Consider the following 16,050-nt stretch of genomic DNA (forward strand, 5'->3'; position numbering starts at 1 on the left):
TCACTATTTTTGTTGAGTACTCATTTTACAGACATAGAATTTATAGAAATAAAAAAAAGCCAGCCGAAGCTGACTTTTATAAAATTGGGATCACTTAAGCAACAAAAGTTTGAACAACTTTACCCAGCACTTTTTGATTAATTAACGGGGTATTTTTACCTTGTGACACGATGCTTTCTTTATTCAGGGTCCATTCCAGTTCCGGATCTAGCAGCACCCAGCCTGATTCATTTACCCAGCGATCTGCCATTTGCGCAACACGAGCCGGAGCCAAGGTTACTTTTTCTACCCATTCCAGTGGAGTCAACAATCCTTCACGAATCAGTTGCAGACCAAAAGGCACATAAGTATCAAAAGCTGTGAATCCTGGCTGTGTTTCAGCAAACGGCGCCATTTTCGCAGAGCTGCTTAGCGGTTCATGATGAGTACAAATCGCATCAATCACACCTGATTTTACACCCTGACGCAGTAATTCTTTGTCCTGTTCAGAACGAAGCGGTGGACGCACATGTGCAAGAGAGTTAAATCCATCAATCAAATGATCAGTTAAATGTAACTGATGCATGGCCACATCACAGGTCACTGGCAAGCCTTTTTCCTTGGCAATACGGATCAATTCGACAGATGCACCACAAGACAACAGACCAAAGTGTGCTCGTACTTTGGTTGATTCAATCATCAACAGATATTTGGCAATTGCCACGGTTTCAGCCAGTGCCGGAATCATCGGCAAGCCCTGACGTGATGCAATAAACCCTTCATGCACACAGCCGTCTTTGGCAATTTGTGGTTCTTCCGCATAGAACACCACCGTCAGGTCTAAGCCTGCAGCATATTCAAGGGTACGCAGTACCACATCATCATTGGCAAACGGCGCACTGGCATTGGAAACCGCAGTACAACCGCCCTTTTTCAAGCCCGCCATATTTGCCGGTTGTTGACCATTTAAGCCTTGGGTTTGCGCACCAATCACTTGAAGATAGATCCCACCATCCAGCATGGCTTTTTCGACCAGACCGTGAATCAGCGCACCATTATCTTGTACGATTGGCTTTGAATCGGGTGGCGTAAATACGTGCAAAATGCCATTTTCACGTGCCGCTTTTCCTTCAGACTTAAGCGTACCGTGTTGCTGTTGACCCGGTTCACGTAAACGCGCACACAAATCGACCATGGTTGGCATTAACCATTTGCCTTGACCATCAATCGTTTCAGAGACGTCTGCTGTTTCTGCAACGAATTTTCCATTTTCCAGATACACGGTCTGGATAGAATTAGTGTTTTGGATTGGATCAAGAACACGGACATTTTCAATTTTTACAATAGTCATGACTTATTCCTTAACCCGCAATCGCTTCAATCAAACCTTGTTCTTGTAACTGGCCTTGCATCGATAAAGCCAACACCGCCATACGCACGGCAATACCATTGGTCACCTGCTTCAAAATCACAGATTGCGGACCATCCGCAATACTTGAGTCGATTTCAACCCCACGGTTCATTGGTCCCGGATGCATCACGATACAATCCGGTTTGGCCATGGCAAGACGTTCTTTATTCAAGCCATACATTTTGTAGAACTCTGCTTGCGAGGCCAGTGCCGGAGAATCAATACGCTCGTTTTGAATACGTAAGGTAATGATCACGTCGCAGTCTTTGATGCCGTCTTCCATATTGTTAAATAGACGAACACCATCGCCATATTCTTCAAAACCCAATGGCAGCAAGGTATTCGGTGCAATCACCCGGATATCCTGGCAACCTAAAGTTTGCAAGGCAGCCACATCTGAACGCGCGACACGTGAATGCTTGATATCGCCAATAATGGCAATCGACATTTCTTCGAATTTTTTATTGGTTTCGCGGCGAATGGTCAGCATGTCCAGCATCGCTTGAGTCGGATGCGCATGACGGCCATCACCGGCATTAATAATTGCCACTGTTGGACAGACATCCTTGGCAATAAAATGCGCTGCCCCTGAAGATGAATGACGCACCACGAAAATATCGGCCGCCATGGCTTCCAGATTCCATAAGGTGTCACGCAGGGTTTCACCTTTGGAAGTACTCGAACGGGCAATATCGATATTGAGAACGTTGGCAGAAAGGCGCTTGGCAGCGGCTTCAAAGGTGGTGCGGGTACGGGTTGAATTTTCGAAGAACAGGTTCATCACCGTTTTGCCTTCGAGCAAATTATTGGTGATCAGCTGATTTTGGTCATTAAAAAAGGACTGTGCAGTGTCCAATATTTTTGTCAGGGTTTCTTTAGAAAGACCTTCGATGGTCAAGAAGTGTTTTAGATTACCTTCTTTATTGAGTTGAATCTGGCTCGGTGTATGCAATGCCGCCAAGTGCATGAGAGATTCCTTATGCGTTAAGTCAACATATTATACAGAGATTGGCGAATTTTTATAGTTGGCCATGCTGCTACTTGTACAAAAAGCATCTGAACAATAAAAATAAAAAATCAGATTCCTTTGTATTTTTTCAATAACATAATTTAACCCGATTTGCATCTTGCTGATTTTAAGTACAAAACCAACGGGCGCTTCAGTCTGGAGCATTCACACCCATCTCAGGTTTAACGCAGTGCACCAATATAACGATGTGACACCTGTGCACGATAGATATCGTCTTCATCCGGTTCGACCGAGATCAGCCCTTCCTGCTGGCTTGGGTGTGCAGATTCTGTTGGTGAATCTTGTGCTGTTTCCGAAATCTCCAGTACCATTTTCAGGCGCTGGATCAGATGATTCAAATCTGGGTCTTGGGTCTGCTCTGCCAGTTGAATCACATGCCGGGCATAATCCAGGTTCTCTGCCAGATAAATTGCATCAATCACCCGACCTGAAACACGTCGTAAACGCGCATAGATTAAAGTGGCCACTGAAAAAGCGTCATGGTTGCGTAACTGATTCTCTAACATCTTAACCCCCATTATAAAATTGAAAAATCAGGCAGCCATCGCTCCCCATCGACTGACCGCCTGATTTGCCATGTATAGAGCAAAATGCATACCAGTTCCTCAATTTATAGTGTGAATATTATTTTTCTCTATCACATGCCACGGCCTTTCAGAGAATTTCAAAAGCTTTCAATATAAAAATACGGTAAACTTAGCGCAGTTTTTTATTTATCTTTTTTGGTCTCTCTATTATATGAATACCTCTCCACGTTTAAGCAATTATTGGGTCACCTGTGCCGATGGTCTGGAAACCTTATTAGAAGAAGAAATACAAGGCTTAGGTGTTCAGAATATTGAGCGTTTTCCAGGCCGTTTAACCTTTAAAGGTACACTGGAAAATGCTTATCGTATCTGCATGTGGTCACGTCTGGCTTCACGTGTCTTGATGCCGATCCACACGCATGAAATTGAATTTTCTCATGATGCCCGTGATGTGGCAGAAGAACTCTATGAAGGGGCTCTCAGCTTTGACTGGTCGCTGATTTTTGCACCACAAAGTACCTTTGCGATTCGTTTGCATGTCGAACGTGATATCAAGGTCAATACCCAGTTTGCGACTTTACGTGCCAAAGATGGTGTCGTAGATTCCTTTATGGAAGCCGTAGGCAAACGTCCAAGCATTGATACCAAACAGCCTGAAATTACCATGTATATTCTGGCAGGCAAGAAAGAACATACTTACTGCCTGGACCTGTCTGGCGACTCTTTGCATAAACGCGGTTATCGCCGCTTTATGACTGACGCCCCAATCAAGGAAAACCTGGCCGCTGCGATTCTGCAAAAAGGTGGTTTAAAAGCGTTAAATCCGGACATCATTGTCGATCCAATGTGTGGTTCAGGTACCTTTATTATTGAATCCCTAATGATTTTGACCGACCGTGCACCGGGTCTGGTCCGTCGTTTCGGTTTTAATGGCTGGAATGGCCATGACCATGAACTGTGGATGAGCATCAAGGCCGAAGCTGCTGAACGTCATCAAGCGGCAATGGAAAATCCATTACCACAATTCTATGCCTTCGATGCGGACTGGGAAGCGGTTAAAGCCACCAGACAAAATATTATCGCGGCGGGTTTTGAAGCTGCTCTCGACAATATCATGATCGAAGAACGGACTTTAAATGACTGGCCTGATTTCCATGCAGAAGGCAAGAAAGTATTCTTCGTGACCAACCCGCCATATGGCGAACGTCTCGGCGATAAAGCGCAAAACCGTTCTTTATACCTGGGTTTATCGGCTTTATTGCAAAAGAATTTCCCGAATCAAAAAGCGGCTGTGATTGCCTCCCAAGTGGAACAGGCCGATGTGCTGGCGTTCAATGATCCGCAAATCCTGCGTTTGATGAATGGTAAATTGCCGATCTATATCCGCTTCGGTACGGTTAAACCGGCCGCAGTGGTACGTCCATTCCTAGAAAGCTGGCAGCCTCAGCAGTTTGAACCGATTGAAGGTGCGATGGAGTTTGCCAACCGTCTGACCAAAAATATGCAAGCTCTAAAAAAATGGGCAGTCAAGGAACAGATCCATTGTTTACGTCTCTATGATGCAGATTTACCTGATTTTAACGTCGCAGTAGATCTGTATGGCGAGCGTTTGCATGTACAAGAATATGCGCCACCTAAAACTATTGATCCGGAAAAAGCCAAAAAACGTTTCAACCTGGCCTTACAGGCCATTCGTGCCGTGACCGGTTTGGGCCGTGATGCGATCTTTATCAAGACCCGTGCACGTCAGGAAGGTAAAAACCAGTACACCAAACAAAGTACAGCATCCAAGCGTTTTATCGTTCAGGAAGGTCAAGCCAAGATTCTGGTCAACCTGACCGATTATCTGGATACCGGTCTGTTTCTGGATCACCGTCAAATGCGTTTACGTATTGCACGTGAAGCAAAAGGCAAACACTTCCTGAACCTGTACAGCTATACCTCAACGGCAAGTTTACATGCTGCTTTGGGTGGTGCTGCAAGTACAACCAGCGTCGATCTGTCGAATACTTATTTGAACTGGTCTAAAGAAAATTTTGTTCTGAACGGCTTAACCGTGGATCATGCGGATGAACAGCATCAGTTCTTTGCCTCTGACTGTTTCGAATGGCTAAAAGAAGGTCATGAGCAATATGAGCTGATCTTTATCGACCCACCAACCTTCTCAAACTCGAAGAAATTCTACGGGACCTTTGACGTACAGCGCGACCATTTGTCCCTGTTAAAACGTGCGATGAACCGCTTAACCACTGATGGTACCTTGTATTTCTCAAATAACTATCGTGGTTTTGAGATGGATGAAGAAATTCTGGCCTTCTTTGATGTTGAAGAAATTACCCAGGAAACCATTGGACCTGACTTCAAGCGGAATCAAAAGATTCACCGTGCCTGGAAAATCCGTCATCCGCAAGTGTAATTTGATGATGAATTAACTGTCTTTATCACGATTGATATCTTCTTTATTTTCCCTGAGCTGAGTTTTAAGCCATGCTTTAAAGCTCGCCGCAACAAGAATACAAAAGTGTTGCAATGCTCGAAGTTAACAATAAGATTAAAAAAAACCCAGCCTAGGCTGGGTTTTTTGTTGCAAGGAGAAGTGGTTTAGTTAAGTTTCATTTTTTCAAAGATTAACTCACCTGCTTCAGCTTTCACCAGAATGGTATCGCCCGGCTGGAACTCTCCGCCCAGGATTTTCTGCGCCAGACCATTTTCAATACGCTGCTGGATTGCACGTTTCAGGGGGCGCGCACCATACAGTGGATCAAAGCCAGCATCGATTAACTGATCGAAAGCACTGTCATCTACCGACAAGCGCATATCACGTTCTGCCAGACGTTGACGTAAACGGTTCAACTGGATATCGGCAATACCGCGAATCTGGTCTTTTTCCAGCGCATGGAACACTACCAGTTCATCAATACGGTTAATAAATTCTGGACGGAAATGTTCCGATACCGCATTCATCACCACCGTACGGACTTCTTCTTTTGTGGCATTACCGCCCAATTCACGTACATCCTGCGAACCCAGGTTCGAAGTCATGACGATCACAGAGTTTTTAAAGTCCACTACCCGGCCTTGCGAGTCAGTTAAACGGCCATCATCCAGTACCTGTAGCAAGATGTTAAATACGTCCGGATGCGCTTTTTCGACTTCATCAAACAAGATCACACTATACGGTTTACGACGTACGGCTTCAGTAAGCACCCCACCTTCTTCATAACCGACATAGCCCGGAGGCGCACCAACCAAACGGCTGACCGAATGTTTTTCCATAAATTCTGACATATCGATACGCACCATGGCATCGTCGCTGTCAAACAGGAAATTCGCCAAGGCTTTGGTCAATTCTGTTTTACCGACACCCGTTGGCCCCAGGAACAGGAATGACCCACTTGGACGGTTCGGATCTGACAGACCGGCACGTGAACGGCGTACTGCATTGGATACCGCCACCACGGCTTCTTCTTGCCCTACTACACGGTTATGCAGGAATTCTTCCATATGTAGCAATTTGTCACGCTCGCCTTGCAGCATTTTCGCAACCGGAATACCGGTCGCAGCACTCACTACTTCAGCAATTTCATTGTCGGTGACTTTGTTACGCAGCAATTTTGGCGTTGCGCTTTCATCGGCTTTTTCAGCCAGTTCAAGCTGCTTTTGCAACTCTGGTATCACGCCATATTGCAAACGCGCGGCCTCGCCCAGATCACCTTCACGTTGCGCTTTTTCAAGTGCTGTACGTGCCTGATCCAGTTTGATCTGTACGTCTTTATTGCCTTCGACCAGCGCTTTATCTGCACGCCAGACTTCTTCCAGGTCATGATACTCTTTTTCAACTGTGGCGATCTGATCGGACAAGTATTGAATCTCAGCTTTGGCACCTGAGTCTTCATCTTTTTTCACCGCTTCCAGCTGCATTTTTAACTGAATCAGACGGCGTTCCAGTTTATCCAGTGCTTCTGGTTTAGAATCGAGTTCCATTTTGATGCGCGATGCTGCTTCATCAATCAGGTCAATAGCTTTATCCGGCAACTGACGGTCGGTGATATAACGATGTGACATTTTCGCCGCCGCAATAATCGCGGAATCCAGAATCTGTACCCCGTGATGGGTGGCATAGCGATCTTTCAGACCACGCAGAATCGCAATGGTATCTTCCACGCTTGGCTCATCGACCAGTACTTTCTGGAAACGACGTTCCAGCGCTGCATCTTTTTCAATATACTGACGATATTCATCCAGTGTGGTCGCACCGACACAGCGCAGCTCGCCACGGGCCAACGCAGGTTTCAGCATGTTACCGGCATCCATCGCGCCATCACCTTTACCGGCACCCACCAGCGTATGCAACTCGTCGATAAACAGGATGATTTCACCTTCGTGTTTGGCAATATCTTTCAGAACCGCTTTTAAGCGCTCTTCAAACTCACCACGGTATTTGGCGCCAGCCAGCAAAGAACCTAGATCTAGAGATAAAACACGCTTCCCTTTGAGTCCTTCAGGCACTTCACCATTAATAATCCGCTGCGCCAGACCTTCGACAATCGCCGTTTTACCGACCCCTGGCTCACCGATAAGTACCGGGTTATTTTTGGTACGGCGTGACAAGACCTGAATAGTACGACGGATTTCATCATCACGGCCAATCACAGGATCAAGCTTGCCTGCCAACGCACGTTCAGTTAAATCAATGGTGTACTTATTCAGTGAATCACGCTGATCTTCATAATTGTTGCTCATGACTTTTTCATCGCCTCGGATTTGATTAATCAGCTGTTTCAGTAGATCTGCTTTTACGCCGACACTACTGAGTATTTTTTGCGTAGATCCTGTTTCAGCCAGTGCTAAAATCAACCAATCAACACTAACGAATTCATCTCCGGCTTTTTGTGCATAACTCTCCGTTAATGTCAGTACTTTATAAGCTTCAGGATTTACATTAATGTCCGCTGACGGATTTGATAATTTTGCCGCATCATTGAGGGCTTGTTGTAGCTTCGTTTGCAGCTCAACTAAATTTGCACCTGCTTGCTGTAATAAGCTTGCATAAGAAGCTTCTTTTAAAACTGCATGGAGAAGATGAATCGGTTCAATTGCGGTATGGTCTTTGCTCATAGCGAAGACTTGTGCATCTGAAAGGATCTGCTGCAGGCGATTGGTAAATTTTTCAAAACGCATTCTTGTTATTCCTCACAACAAATGTTCTACTTGATGGATATATGGGTGCACTTGATAAAATTTCAAATCATTTTTATATATTTTTCAAAAACTTAATATAAACATTTAGACAGTTTTTAATAATAATATTGGTGTAATCAAATCATATTTCAAGTGAGGTTAGAAGAATTTTTAAGGTGAAGATAAACAATTCATATTTTATTTAATTTACTCTGCTATTTTTCAGCTTAGTAGAGAATAGAGAGATATTTTTAGTACGGTTGCAACCTTCCTAGTAATCGCAATACTTCACTCAAACCATGTTCTGTTTGCATCAAGGATCTTGGCGTTTGATGATTCAAAAGCTTGTTAGGTGAATTGATAAAATGGCGCATCCAGCTCAAGTCTCCACCATGCAAGCTAAATAACTTTTGATAGATATTTACTAAAGCTATAGCTTTTTCGCCTGCTGTAGTATCTGGTTCTAATTCTTTTTCATTTATAACCAGAGATAATTCCGCCTCAGATAAACCCAGAATCAATGCAAGTTCGAATTCTTTCAGTTGCAACTGCTCAGCTAAGTTGAATACTGCTATAGCTAATACTTGGGATTTAGAAATACCTGTTTCACTATTCATTTTTATCAAATCATCTTGATGCGTCTTATTTCGATTATGCTGCTTTTATTGTTTTCCGGCCATGTTGTTTATCATCAAATTTAATTTCTCATAAAATTAAAACACCCTCGCTTGGAGGGTGCTTTAAAATAACAACACCATGATTATGGTGCCGGATTCGGCTGTTGACGGTGAATATCTTCAATACCTTTCAGTACTTCTTCAGACAGGTCGACTTCAAAAGCCTGAATATTTTCTTTGAGCTGATCCAGATTGGTCGCACCGATAATGGTACTGGTCACAAAGAACTGCTGCTTGATAAAGGCCAAAGCCAATTGGGTAAGACTTAAGCCATGCTGTTCTGCCAGCTGGGCATATTGCTCGGTTGCCCATTCACTTTGCGGATTGCTATAACGGCTAAAGCGGGAGAACAGTGTTACACGCGCATTGGCAGGACGTGCACCATGCCGGAATTTACCGGTCAGATAACCAAATGCCAAAGGTGAATACGCCAACAAGCCCACACCTTCATAATGGGCAATTTCTGACATGCCGATTTCATAAGTACGGTTCAGCAGGTTATATGGGTTTTGTACACTGACAAATTTGGACAAACCTAATTTCTCTGCGAGGTGTAAGAACTTCATCGTGCCCCACGGGGTTTCATTGGAAAGACCAATATAACGGATACGGCCTTTTTTAATTTCATCCTGCAAGGCAGTCAGGGTTTCTTCCAGATCCGTTACGGCACGGTCTTCTGCCGCTTCAGCATTGCCATAACCCAACATGCCAAAGAAATTGGTGGGGCGTTGTGGCCAGTGTAACTGATACAGGTCGATATAATCCGTTTGCAGGCGTGACAATGACTGGTCTATTGCTGCTGAAATTTCATCGGCAACAAAACGGGTTTTACCATCCCGGATATGACTACCACCTTGCGATGGTCCGGCAATTTTTGAGGCTAAAAAAAGTTTGTCACGGCCACCACGGGCAGCGATCCAGTTTCCAATCATGCGCTCGGTGGCGCCCTGCGTTTCAGGTTTTGGCGGTACCGGGTACATTTCCGCAGTATCCCAGAAATACAGTCCCTGATCTAAGGCATAATCCAGTTGCTGAAAAGCCTGTTCTTGCGTGTTCTGCTCACCAAAGGTCATGGTGCCCAAACAAATTTCTGGCAAAAGAATGCCGGTATCCGCCAACGGTCTGAATTGCATAAAAACATCCTGTGAATTTTATTCAGTGAATTGAGATTAAGTGGGCTATAGCCTATCGGAATTATAAGGGAGACTTAAATCATCTTTTCTGAGAAGCTTGTTCTAAATTTTTATGTATTGAGTAATGACGCATAAAAAAAGCAAATCCGAAGATTTGCTTTTTAATATCTGGATTATTCGTCTATGGCACCATCTGCCACTGCTTCAGATGCTTCTTCTAATGAAGCATCAAAGATCAGGATGGCTTTACCATCGGTTTCGATCATGCCCTGCTCTTCCAGGGTTTTTAGTACACGTCCGACCATTTCGCGGGAACAGCCAACAATGCGACCAATTTCCTGACGGGTAATACGAATCTGACGGCCATTCGGCAAAATCATCGCTTCTGGCTGTGAAGACAGGTCGATCAGACAACGTGCAATCCGGCCTGAAACATCAATAAATGCCAGATCAGTAACTTTACGTGTGGTATTTTTCAAACGACGTACTAATTGAGCAAATACCGCATAGCTCAGATCAGGATATTGCTTGCTGATTTCGTGAAAGTTTTCATAGGTAATTTCGGCAATTTCACACACATCACGCGTACGAACTTCCGCAGTACGTTGTGGATTAACCTCGAATAGACCCATTTCCCCAAAGAAGTCACCCGCATTTAAATAAGCCACGACAATTTCACGATCATCATCTTCACGAAGAATGATAGATACAGACCCCTTCAGAATTAAATATAAAGATTTAGATTCTGATCCTGCATCAATGATCGTGGTACGTTTTGGATAACGATTAATATATGCACGTTTTAACAGTGCTTTCACGGATTCTGGTAATTGCCCCGGAGAAAGCGCATCAGTGCTTAATTGTGAAAAGTTTGAAGTCATGCTAACAGTTCCGATTATGGATAATTTATAGATCGCACAAGACCTAATGTGAACTTGTCACACAGTGGGATTGAAATTCCGTATCAACCCAATTTATGTTAGTGTACAGTTACTTGACAAATTTATAGCTTTTTTTAGGTAGTTGCAATGCAAACAAGCGTTCATTGGTTAGAGAATGTTGCTTTTGAAGCAAAAACTCAAAGTGGTCATAGCCTTATCATGGATGGTTCAGCTGAATACGGTGGTGAAAACCGTGGTCCCCGTCCTATGGAACTGCTTTTAACGGGTTTGGGCGGTTGTGCGTCTTTTGATATTGTTACCATTTTAAAGAAGGCTCGTCAGGATATTACCGATGTACGCTGCGAATTAAAGGCTGAACGTGCAGATACAATTCCGGCAGTATTCACGAAAATTCACTTGCATTTTGTAGTGATCGGCAAAGCGATTAAAGAGAAACAGGTCGTAAAAGCCGTAGAACTTTCTGCTGAAAAATATTGCTCTGCCAGCAAAATGCTGTCTGATGGCGGTGTTGAAATCACCCATGATTATGAAATAATCGAAGCAGAATAAAATCTAGATTCTGTAAAAAAAGCGGCTGGAAAAGCTGCTTTTTTTGTATCAGAAAATTGCCTTTTCTCAGAACCGCTGAACTGAATACTGATTGCCATCTTCAAAGCTCAAGATATTTTCTGGAAATCTTAAGGCGCCGAGTCGATGTCTGAACGCGACACCCTGTTGACGATCGAGATAGCGTTTACCCACTGAATAATCCACACAAAATACGTTTTGTTGCTGTCCATACCATTGCAGTGCATCGATCGATTTGAGTAAACCGGTTTTTTCTTCAGTAGATTTAAAGTTCCGCCAATAATGTCCAGTAATGACTGGAATTTGGTCGGTATAGCTGTCCCACCATGGCACGCGGTCGATCATCCGCCACCTTCCACCGGCATAAATCGGTTCTAAGGCGATTTTTTCCGCACCAGAAGTAATGACCCGAATCGGATTGTGCATTTGCTCACGTAGCTCTTTTTCTGCGAGATGTTGCAATAAAGGTAAAGTTGTAGCCGGGTCTTTGAACTGGTGTTGGTAGCGTTGCTGCTCTATCTGGATGAATTCATTAATACCTAAGGCTTGCAGATCCAGCGCTGTATGTTGAACGAAATCAGCATAGGCTTCGCCAAGCGAAGTAAAACCAGAATTGCGTAATTGATCAATTGATCCTTGATGCCAACAGGCATGTACAACACGCAGCTGCTCCGACTCCAAAGCCAACGGTAAGCTATTTAAAAAATCCAGAATCCATTGTCGATCTTTGATTGAGGCTTGGATCGAATCAAAAGGTTTCAGATCATCCTGATGCGGTGAACCAAAAAACCAGCCATTGCCTTCCCGCAAAGTATCGGTCAATAGGTTCAATTCATGATTACCCATCACACATTGTGCATAGCCTTCATCTACCAGCTGTTTGACGCGTTTGATCACCGCAACACTGTCTTGCCCCCGGTCACATAGATCACCGACAAAAATTAGTTTGCGCTGTTCTGGATGATGACCATTCCGGTCATAACCTAATACCTGGATCAGTTGTTCCAGCGCGGCAATCTCACCATGAATATCCCCTACGATGTCCACGGGACCAGTGAAAGCCTGCTGTATAAATGAGTACTTCATTTATGCATCCTGAATTAAGTCTAAAACAGAATATATCCCTAATAAGTATCCTTTAAATTTATGAAGATCTGAATACAGAATGAATCATCATTTAAATAATTTAACCCGAATCACGGATAAGAAATTGACTTGAAAAATAAGAGGACTAGAGCCATCAGTTGAGTTACCAAACCAAACTCACAACTCTAGTCCTGATGTTCAATAGTACCGATTCTGCTTAATTGATGATTTCTTTCTTAAATTTGAAGCAACTTATTGGAAGTTCCTCAAACAAAGTCATCATTCTCTAAGAATCAGAAATGCTCAGCTCACAATTTCAGAAATCTGCTTTATCACCATTTGGTACAAATGTTCTCATTTCAATAATTTCAAAGCCTTTTTTACATGGCTAAAGCTGGATAAAAGCTTTTTATTTAAGCACTTGCCTTGCTGCCAACGCATGATTCACTTGATCAATAGGCATGAATTAGCATTACATGCCCTGTATGTAGCTTTGATGAAAGGCAAAGATAAACAATACTTATAGATTGATTCAACAACGCTACCTGTTTGTAAAAATCAACGTATTCAATGCCATAAATCATTAGCCCAAATCGCATCACGTGGCAAAAGTTCTATGGGTTGGTTTTATGGCTGTAAATTACATATCGTGATGAACCAATTTGGTGAAATTAGTTGTTCTGCTTTATCGAATGGACATGTTGCTGACATAAAAATGGTTGAGCAATTGGTTGATGGTTTTGCATCGCTTCAAACAGTTCATTTACGCTGACTTCCTGAATCCGGCTTTTTGCATTCTGGATCAATTGCTCTGCAGTTTTCATCATTTTCATTCTTCCTCGGCCATTAAAATTATATTTTGTATAAACGATGCTCAGGTAGATTGAAAGCGTTTGAGTTTAAATTTCCAACTGGCTATTTAGCCCATGAGCGCTGAATAGATTAAATACATCGCTACCCCAACCACGGTAGTGGCAAATATTTTCTGTACCTTGTTACTGTCAATCCGCTGCATCAGACTGCGTCCAATTAATATCCCCGCAATACAGGCCAGAACAAAAGTCAGCGTAACCGAAACAGGATATTGAAAGCCATCCAGCACGTGTGCAGAAATACTCACCCCACCAATCAGAAAAATAATCATCAGGGAAGTCGCAACGATACTGCGCATATCAAGGTCGGTGAATTTACGCAGGGCTGGAACAATGACAAAACCACCCCCCACCCCCAACAGACCGGTTAATAAACCTGCCACGACACCAATACCTGCTAGGAACGAAGCAGTTTTGACATTTCAGATCAGACGACCGGTGGTTTGATTGACCTTGCACGGTGCATTGCCATGATCGGTCACTTTATTAAAGAAGATCCGGTAAGCCACAATCAGCATCACCAGACTGAAAGCCAGCGTTAGCCAGACCGGAGAAACGATATCAGCCAGATGTACGCCATAACGGGCTGAAGGAATACTGATCAGCGCGATCCAGAGCGCAGCACGATAACGCACAATACGCTTGAACAAACCCTCGAACGTTCCGACCAAGGCGGACAGCGTGACTGCAAGCAATCCCACCGGCGCAGCTTGGGCCACGGTCCAACCCTGACTCGCCATCAGTGCCGGTACAGCCAGAATACCGCCACCGGCACCAGTCAAACCCAATAGCACTCCGATAACCAGCCCTTCAAGTATTAATGCCCACATCGCCCTCTCCCTTATCCACAAAAGTGATTCAATAAAGGTTGAACTTTTTGTTGAATCACGACACAAGCTTATTTGAAGTAGTTAAGAGGAAGCTTGAGGTAAGAAACACCATTTTCTTCTGGCTCAGGAAACTGCCCTGCTTTCATATTGATCTGAATCGCCGGTAGAATCAGTTTAGGCATACTCAGTCCTGAATCCCGCTGATTTCGCATCTGAGCAAATTCAGTTTTACTGATTCCCTGATGAATATGAATATTCTGTGTCTTTTGTGTCTGTATATCAGATTCACACACATAGGATTCACGTGTTTCAGGCAAATAGTCATGACATAAAAAAACCCGGGTATCTTCTGGCAACTGAAACAGGCTTTGTACCGAATCATAAAGCTGTTCTGCACTGCCACGCGGAAAGTCACAACGTGCTGTACCATAATCTGGCATAAACAGGGTATCACCCACAAAAACCGCATCACCAATCACATAACTCAGGCAAGCGGGAGTATGTCCCGGTGTTGGAATGTTATAGGCTTTCAATGTTCCGATTTGGAACGACTCATGATCTTCAAATAAATAATCAAAGAGCTGCTGGGCATTCCATTGTTTAATATCCAGATGATAAATCGCGCCAAAAGTTTCCTGAACAATACCAATTTTCTGGCTCATGGCAATCTTGCCACCTAACTCAGCTTTGAGATATTGCGCTGCAGTCAGATGATCAGCATGGACATGGGTTTCCAGAATCCACTCGACCGTTAAACCCTGCTCTTTAATATAAGCAATAATTTTATCGGCATGAATAGTTGAGGTACTTGCTGATGCCGGATCATAATCCAGAACGCTATCAATAATGGCGCAGGCTTTGGTCGCCGGATCACGTACAACATAACTGAAGGTATTGGTATCTTCGTGAAAAAAATCTTTTACTATAGGTAAGTTTGACATCGTTAAGCTCCTGACCATTTACGGTGAATCCATACACCCACCAGCATTGCTACAATAAAATAGAGCACTTGATAGTGGCTCAAACCGATCAAGGTGAAACTTGGCGCCGGACAGATGCCGGCAATGCCCCAACCTGCACCAAATAAAACCGCACCCGTGATCAGTTTTTTATCTATCTGATTATTTTTAGGTAAATCAATAGGTTCATTAAATACTGTTTTCGGTTGCGCCGTACGTAATGCTTTCTGGAAGGGAATAAAGGCTACCGCAATCGCGCCCATCATGACAAAGGCCAGACTGGCATCCCAATCGCCAAACAGATCCAGGAAATCGAGTACTTTTTCCGGATTGGACATGCCCGATACCATCAATCCCACAGAGAACAGCGCACCAAATAAAAAGGCAAACACATTTTTCATTTTAGAATGCTCCTGTGATATGACGGATAATATAAACAGCGACAAAACCTGCAAACATGAAAGTCATGGTCGCGATGATAGAACGCTTAGACAGGCGACTGATGCCACAAATTCCGTGACCACTGGTACAGCCCGAACCTAAGCGTGTCCCAAAGCCCACTAGCAGACCTGCCACAATCATCATCAGTGGGCTGGCATTCAATTCGATTTCAGGTTGTACAAACAGACCATAAATAAACGGTGTGAGGATCAAGCCTAATAAAAACCAGATTGCAGGCGTTTTAAACATGGTTTTTGAGTTTAATACCTGCCCAATCAAACCACTGATTCCTGCAATACGGCCATTGACGTAAAGATAACCAACTACGGAAAGCCCGAGCATTAAGCCGCCAATAAATGCGATGAGGAAGTCATGCATGATGAATTAATCCCTATACAATATACTTTTTTATATTATATAATAAAAAATAATAATCAAGCAGTTTTATGGTAAAT

Annotated in this window: 13 protein-coding genes and 2 pseudogenes; 3 read left to right on the forward strand and 12 right to left on the reverse strand. The window is 43.6% G+C overall.

The genetic code is table 11. The features are described 5' to 3' along the window. Positions 1-94: 94 nt before the first annotated feature. The 3 genes from ACO1B7_RS01570 to ACO1B7_RS01580 all read right to left on the reverse strand — a co-directional run bounded on the left by ACO1B7_RS01570 (position 95) and on the right by ACO1B7_RS01580 (position 2,926). Positions 95-1,330: a dihydroorotase gene (locus ACO1B7_RS01570; protein WP_423089717.1), complete on the reverse strand. Its 1,236-nt coding sequence runs from the start codon at positions 1,328-1,330 to the stop codon at positions 95-97. Between the two features lie 10 nt (positions 1,331-1,340). Beyond that, entirely contained in the window at positions 1,341-2,357 is a 1,017-nt protein-coding gene (locus ACO1B7_RS01575) for an aspartate carbamoyltransferase catalytic subunit (protein ID WP_004280134.1), read from the reverse strand. Between the two features lie 224 nt (positions 2,358-2,581). After that, positions 2,582-2,926 (reverse strand): hypothetical protein, encoded by a 345-nt coding sequence (locus tag ACO1B7_RS01580; RefSeq protein WP_004280135.1) that lies wholly within the window; start codon positions 2,924-2,926, stop codon positions 2,582-2,584. A gap of 232 nt (positions 2,927-3,158) precedes the next feature. Between ACO1B7_RS01580 and rlmKL the strand changes: the two genes are divergently transcribed. Beyond that, positions 3,159-5,363 (forward strand): bifunctional 23S rRNA (guanine(2069)-N(7))-methyltransferase RlmK/23S rRNA (guanine(2445)-N(2))-methyltransferase RlmL, encoded by a 2,205-nt coding sequence (rlmKL, locus tag ACO1B7_RS01585; RefSeq protein WP_004280136.1) that lies wholly within the window; start codon positions 3,159-3,161, stop codon positions 5,361-5,363. A gap of 185 nt (positions 5,364-5,548) precedes the next feature. Here rlmKL and clpB read toward each other — a convergent pair whose 3' ends face one another. From clpB to crp, 4 genes are all read right to left on the reverse strand, one after another. Further along, positions 5,549-8,128: an ATP-dependent chaperone ClpB gene (gene clpB / locus ACO1B7_RS01590; RefSeq protein ID WP_423089718.1), complete on the reverse strand. Its 2,580-nt coding sequence runs from the start codon at positions 8,126-8,128 to the stop codon at positions 5,549-5,551. Positions 8,129-8,379: 251 nt separating this feature from the next. After that, positions 8,380-8,745 carry an antitoxin Xre/MbcA/ParS toxin-binding domain-containing protein gene (locus tag ACO1B7_RS01595; RefSeq protein WP_004646580.1) on the reverse strand — a complete coding sequence of 122 codons (366 nt, stop codon included), beginning with the start codon at positions 8,743-8,745 and terminating at the stop codon, positions 8,380-8,382. A 143-nt stretch (positions 8,746-8,888) separates the two neighbouring features. Then, positions 8,889-9,938 (reverse strand): NADP(H)-dependent aldo-keto reductase, encoded by a 1,050-nt coding sequence (locus ACO1B7_RS01600; RefSeq protein WP_191112402.1) that lies wholly within the window; start codon positions 9,936-9,938, stop codon positions 8,889-8,891. A gap of 173 nt (positions 9,939-10,111) precedes the next feature. After that, a complete protein-coding gene (crp, locus tag ACO1B7_RS01605) occupies positions 10,112-10,819 on the reverse strand; it encodes a cAMP-activated global transcriptional regulator CRP (RefSeq protein WP_004280141.1) in 708 nt (235 codons plus the stop codon). Between the two features lie 147 nt (positions 10,820-10,966). On the opposite strand from crp, the gene ACO1B7_RS01610 reads away from it, so the two are divergent. Further along, a complete protein-coding gene (locus tag ACO1B7_RS01610) occupies positions 10,967-11,389 on the forward strand; it encodes an OsmC family protein (RefSeq protein ID WP_420937409.1) in 423 nt (140 codons plus the stop codon). Between the two features lie 66 nt (positions 11,390-11,455). On the opposite strand, the gene ACO1B7_RS01615 is transcribed toward ACO1B7_RS01610, so the two are convergent. Further along, positions 11,456-12,493 (reverse strand): metallophosphoesterase, encoded by a 1,038-nt coding sequence (locus ACO1B7_RS01615; RefSeq protein ID WP_420937410.1) that lies wholly within the window; start codon positions 12,491-12,493, stop codon positions 11,456-11,458. Positions 12,494-12,713: 220 nt separating this feature from the next. Here ACO1B7_RS01615 and ACO1B7_RS01620 point away from each other — a divergent pair. Then, positions 12,714-13,244 (forward strand): annotated as a pseudogene (locus tag ACO1B7_RS01620) (transposase); the annotation flags it as partial. Between the two features lie 168 nt (positions 13,245-13,412). Here the strand turns inward: ACO1B7_RS01620 and ACO1B7_RS01625 are convergent. The 4 genes and pseudogenes from ACO1B7_RS01625 to ACO1B7_RS01640 all read right to left on the reverse strand — a co-directional run bounded on the left by ACO1B7_RS01625 (position 13,413) and on the right by ACO1B7_RS01640 (position 15,973). Then, positions 13,413-14,195 (reverse strand): annotated as a pseudogene (locus ACO1B7_RS01625) (sulfite exporter TauE/SafE family protein). A 68-nt stretch (positions 14,196-14,263) separates the two neighbouring features. Continuing rightward, complete coding sequence (locus tag ACO1B7_RS01630) at positions 14,264-15,136, reverse strand: MBL fold metallo-hydrolase (protein ID WP_420937411.1); 873 nt, start codon at positions 15,134-15,136, stop codon at positions 14,264-14,266. 2 nt (positions 15,137-15,138) lie between these two features. Continuing rightward, positions 15,139-15,555 (reverse strand): DUF6691 family protein, encoded by a 417-nt coding sequence (locus ACO1B7_RS01635; RefSeq protein ID WP_423089719.1) that lies wholly within the window; start codon positions 15,553-15,555, stop codon positions 15,139-15,141. 1 nt (position 15,556) lies between these two features. Then, entirely contained in the window at positions 15,557-15,973 is a 417-nt protein-coding gene (locus ACO1B7_RS01640) for a YeeE/YedE family protein (RefSeq protein ID WP_016659403.1), read from the reverse strand. Positions 15,974-16,050 lie beyond the last annotated feature (77 nt).

This window comes from Acinetobacter lwoffii, from assembly GCF_049367455.1.
Lineage (GTDB): Bacteria > Pseudomonadota > Gammaproteobacteria > Pseudomonadales > Moraxellaceae > Acinetobacter > Acinetobacter lwoffii_W.

Excerpts from the sequence above, each read along its gene's own strand:
- ACO1B7_RS01580 (WP_004280135.1), bottom strand. The coding sequence starts at position 2,926 with ATGTTAGAGAATCAGTTACGCAACCATGACGCTTTTTCAGTGGCCACT.
- ACO1B7_RS01630 (WP_420937411.1), bottom strand. The coding sequence starts at position 15,136 with ATGTCAAACTTACCTATAGTAAAAGATTTTTTTCACGAAGATACCAAT.
- rlmKL (WP_004280136.1), top strand. The coding sequence starts at position 3,159 with ATGAATACCTCTCCACGTTTAAGCAATTATTGGGTCACCTGTGCCGAT.
- clpB (WP_423089718.1), bottom strand. The coding sequence starts at position 8,128 with ATGCGTTTTGAAAAATTTACCAATCGCCTGCAGCAGATCCTTTCAGAT.
- ACO1B7_RS01640 (WP_016659403.1), bottom strand. The coding sequence starts at position 15,973 with ATGCATGACTTCCTCATCGCATTTATTGGCGGCTTAATGCTCGGGCTT.
- ACO1B7_RS01575 (WP_004280134.1), bottom strand. The coding sequence starts at position 2,357 with ATGCACTTGGCGGCATTGCATACACCGAGCCAGATTCAACTCAATAAA.
- ACO1B7_RS01635 (WP_423089719.1), bottom strand. The coding sequence starts at position 15,555 with ATGAAAAATGTGTTTGCCTTTTTATTTGGTGCGCTGTTCTCTGTGGGA.
- ACO1B7_RS01595 (WP_004646580.1), bottom strand. The coding sequence starts at position 8,745 with ATGAATAGTGAAACAGGTATTTCTAAATCCCAAGTATTAGCTATAGCA.
- ACO1B7_RS01570 (WP_423089717.1), bottom strand. The coding sequence starts at position 1,330 with ATGACTATTGTAAAAATTGAAAATGTCCGTGTTCTTGATCCAATCCAA.
- ACO1B7_RS01615 (WP_420937410.1), bottom strand. The coding sequence starts at position 12,493 with ATGAAGTACTCATTTATACAGCAGGCTTTCACTGGTCCCGTGGACATC.
- crp (WP_004280141.1), bottom strand. The coding sequence starts at position 10,819 with ATGACTTCAAACTTTTCACAATTAAGCACTGATGCGCTTTCTCCGGGG.
- ACO1B7_RS01610 (WP_420937409.1), top strand. The coding sequence starts at position 10,967 with ATGCAAACAAGCGTTCATTGGTTAGAGAATGTTGCTTTTGAAGCAAAA.
- ACO1B7_RS01600 (WP_191112402.1), bottom strand. The coding sequence starts at position 9,938 with ATGCAATTCAGACCGTTGGCGGATACCGGCATTCTTTTGCCAGAAATT.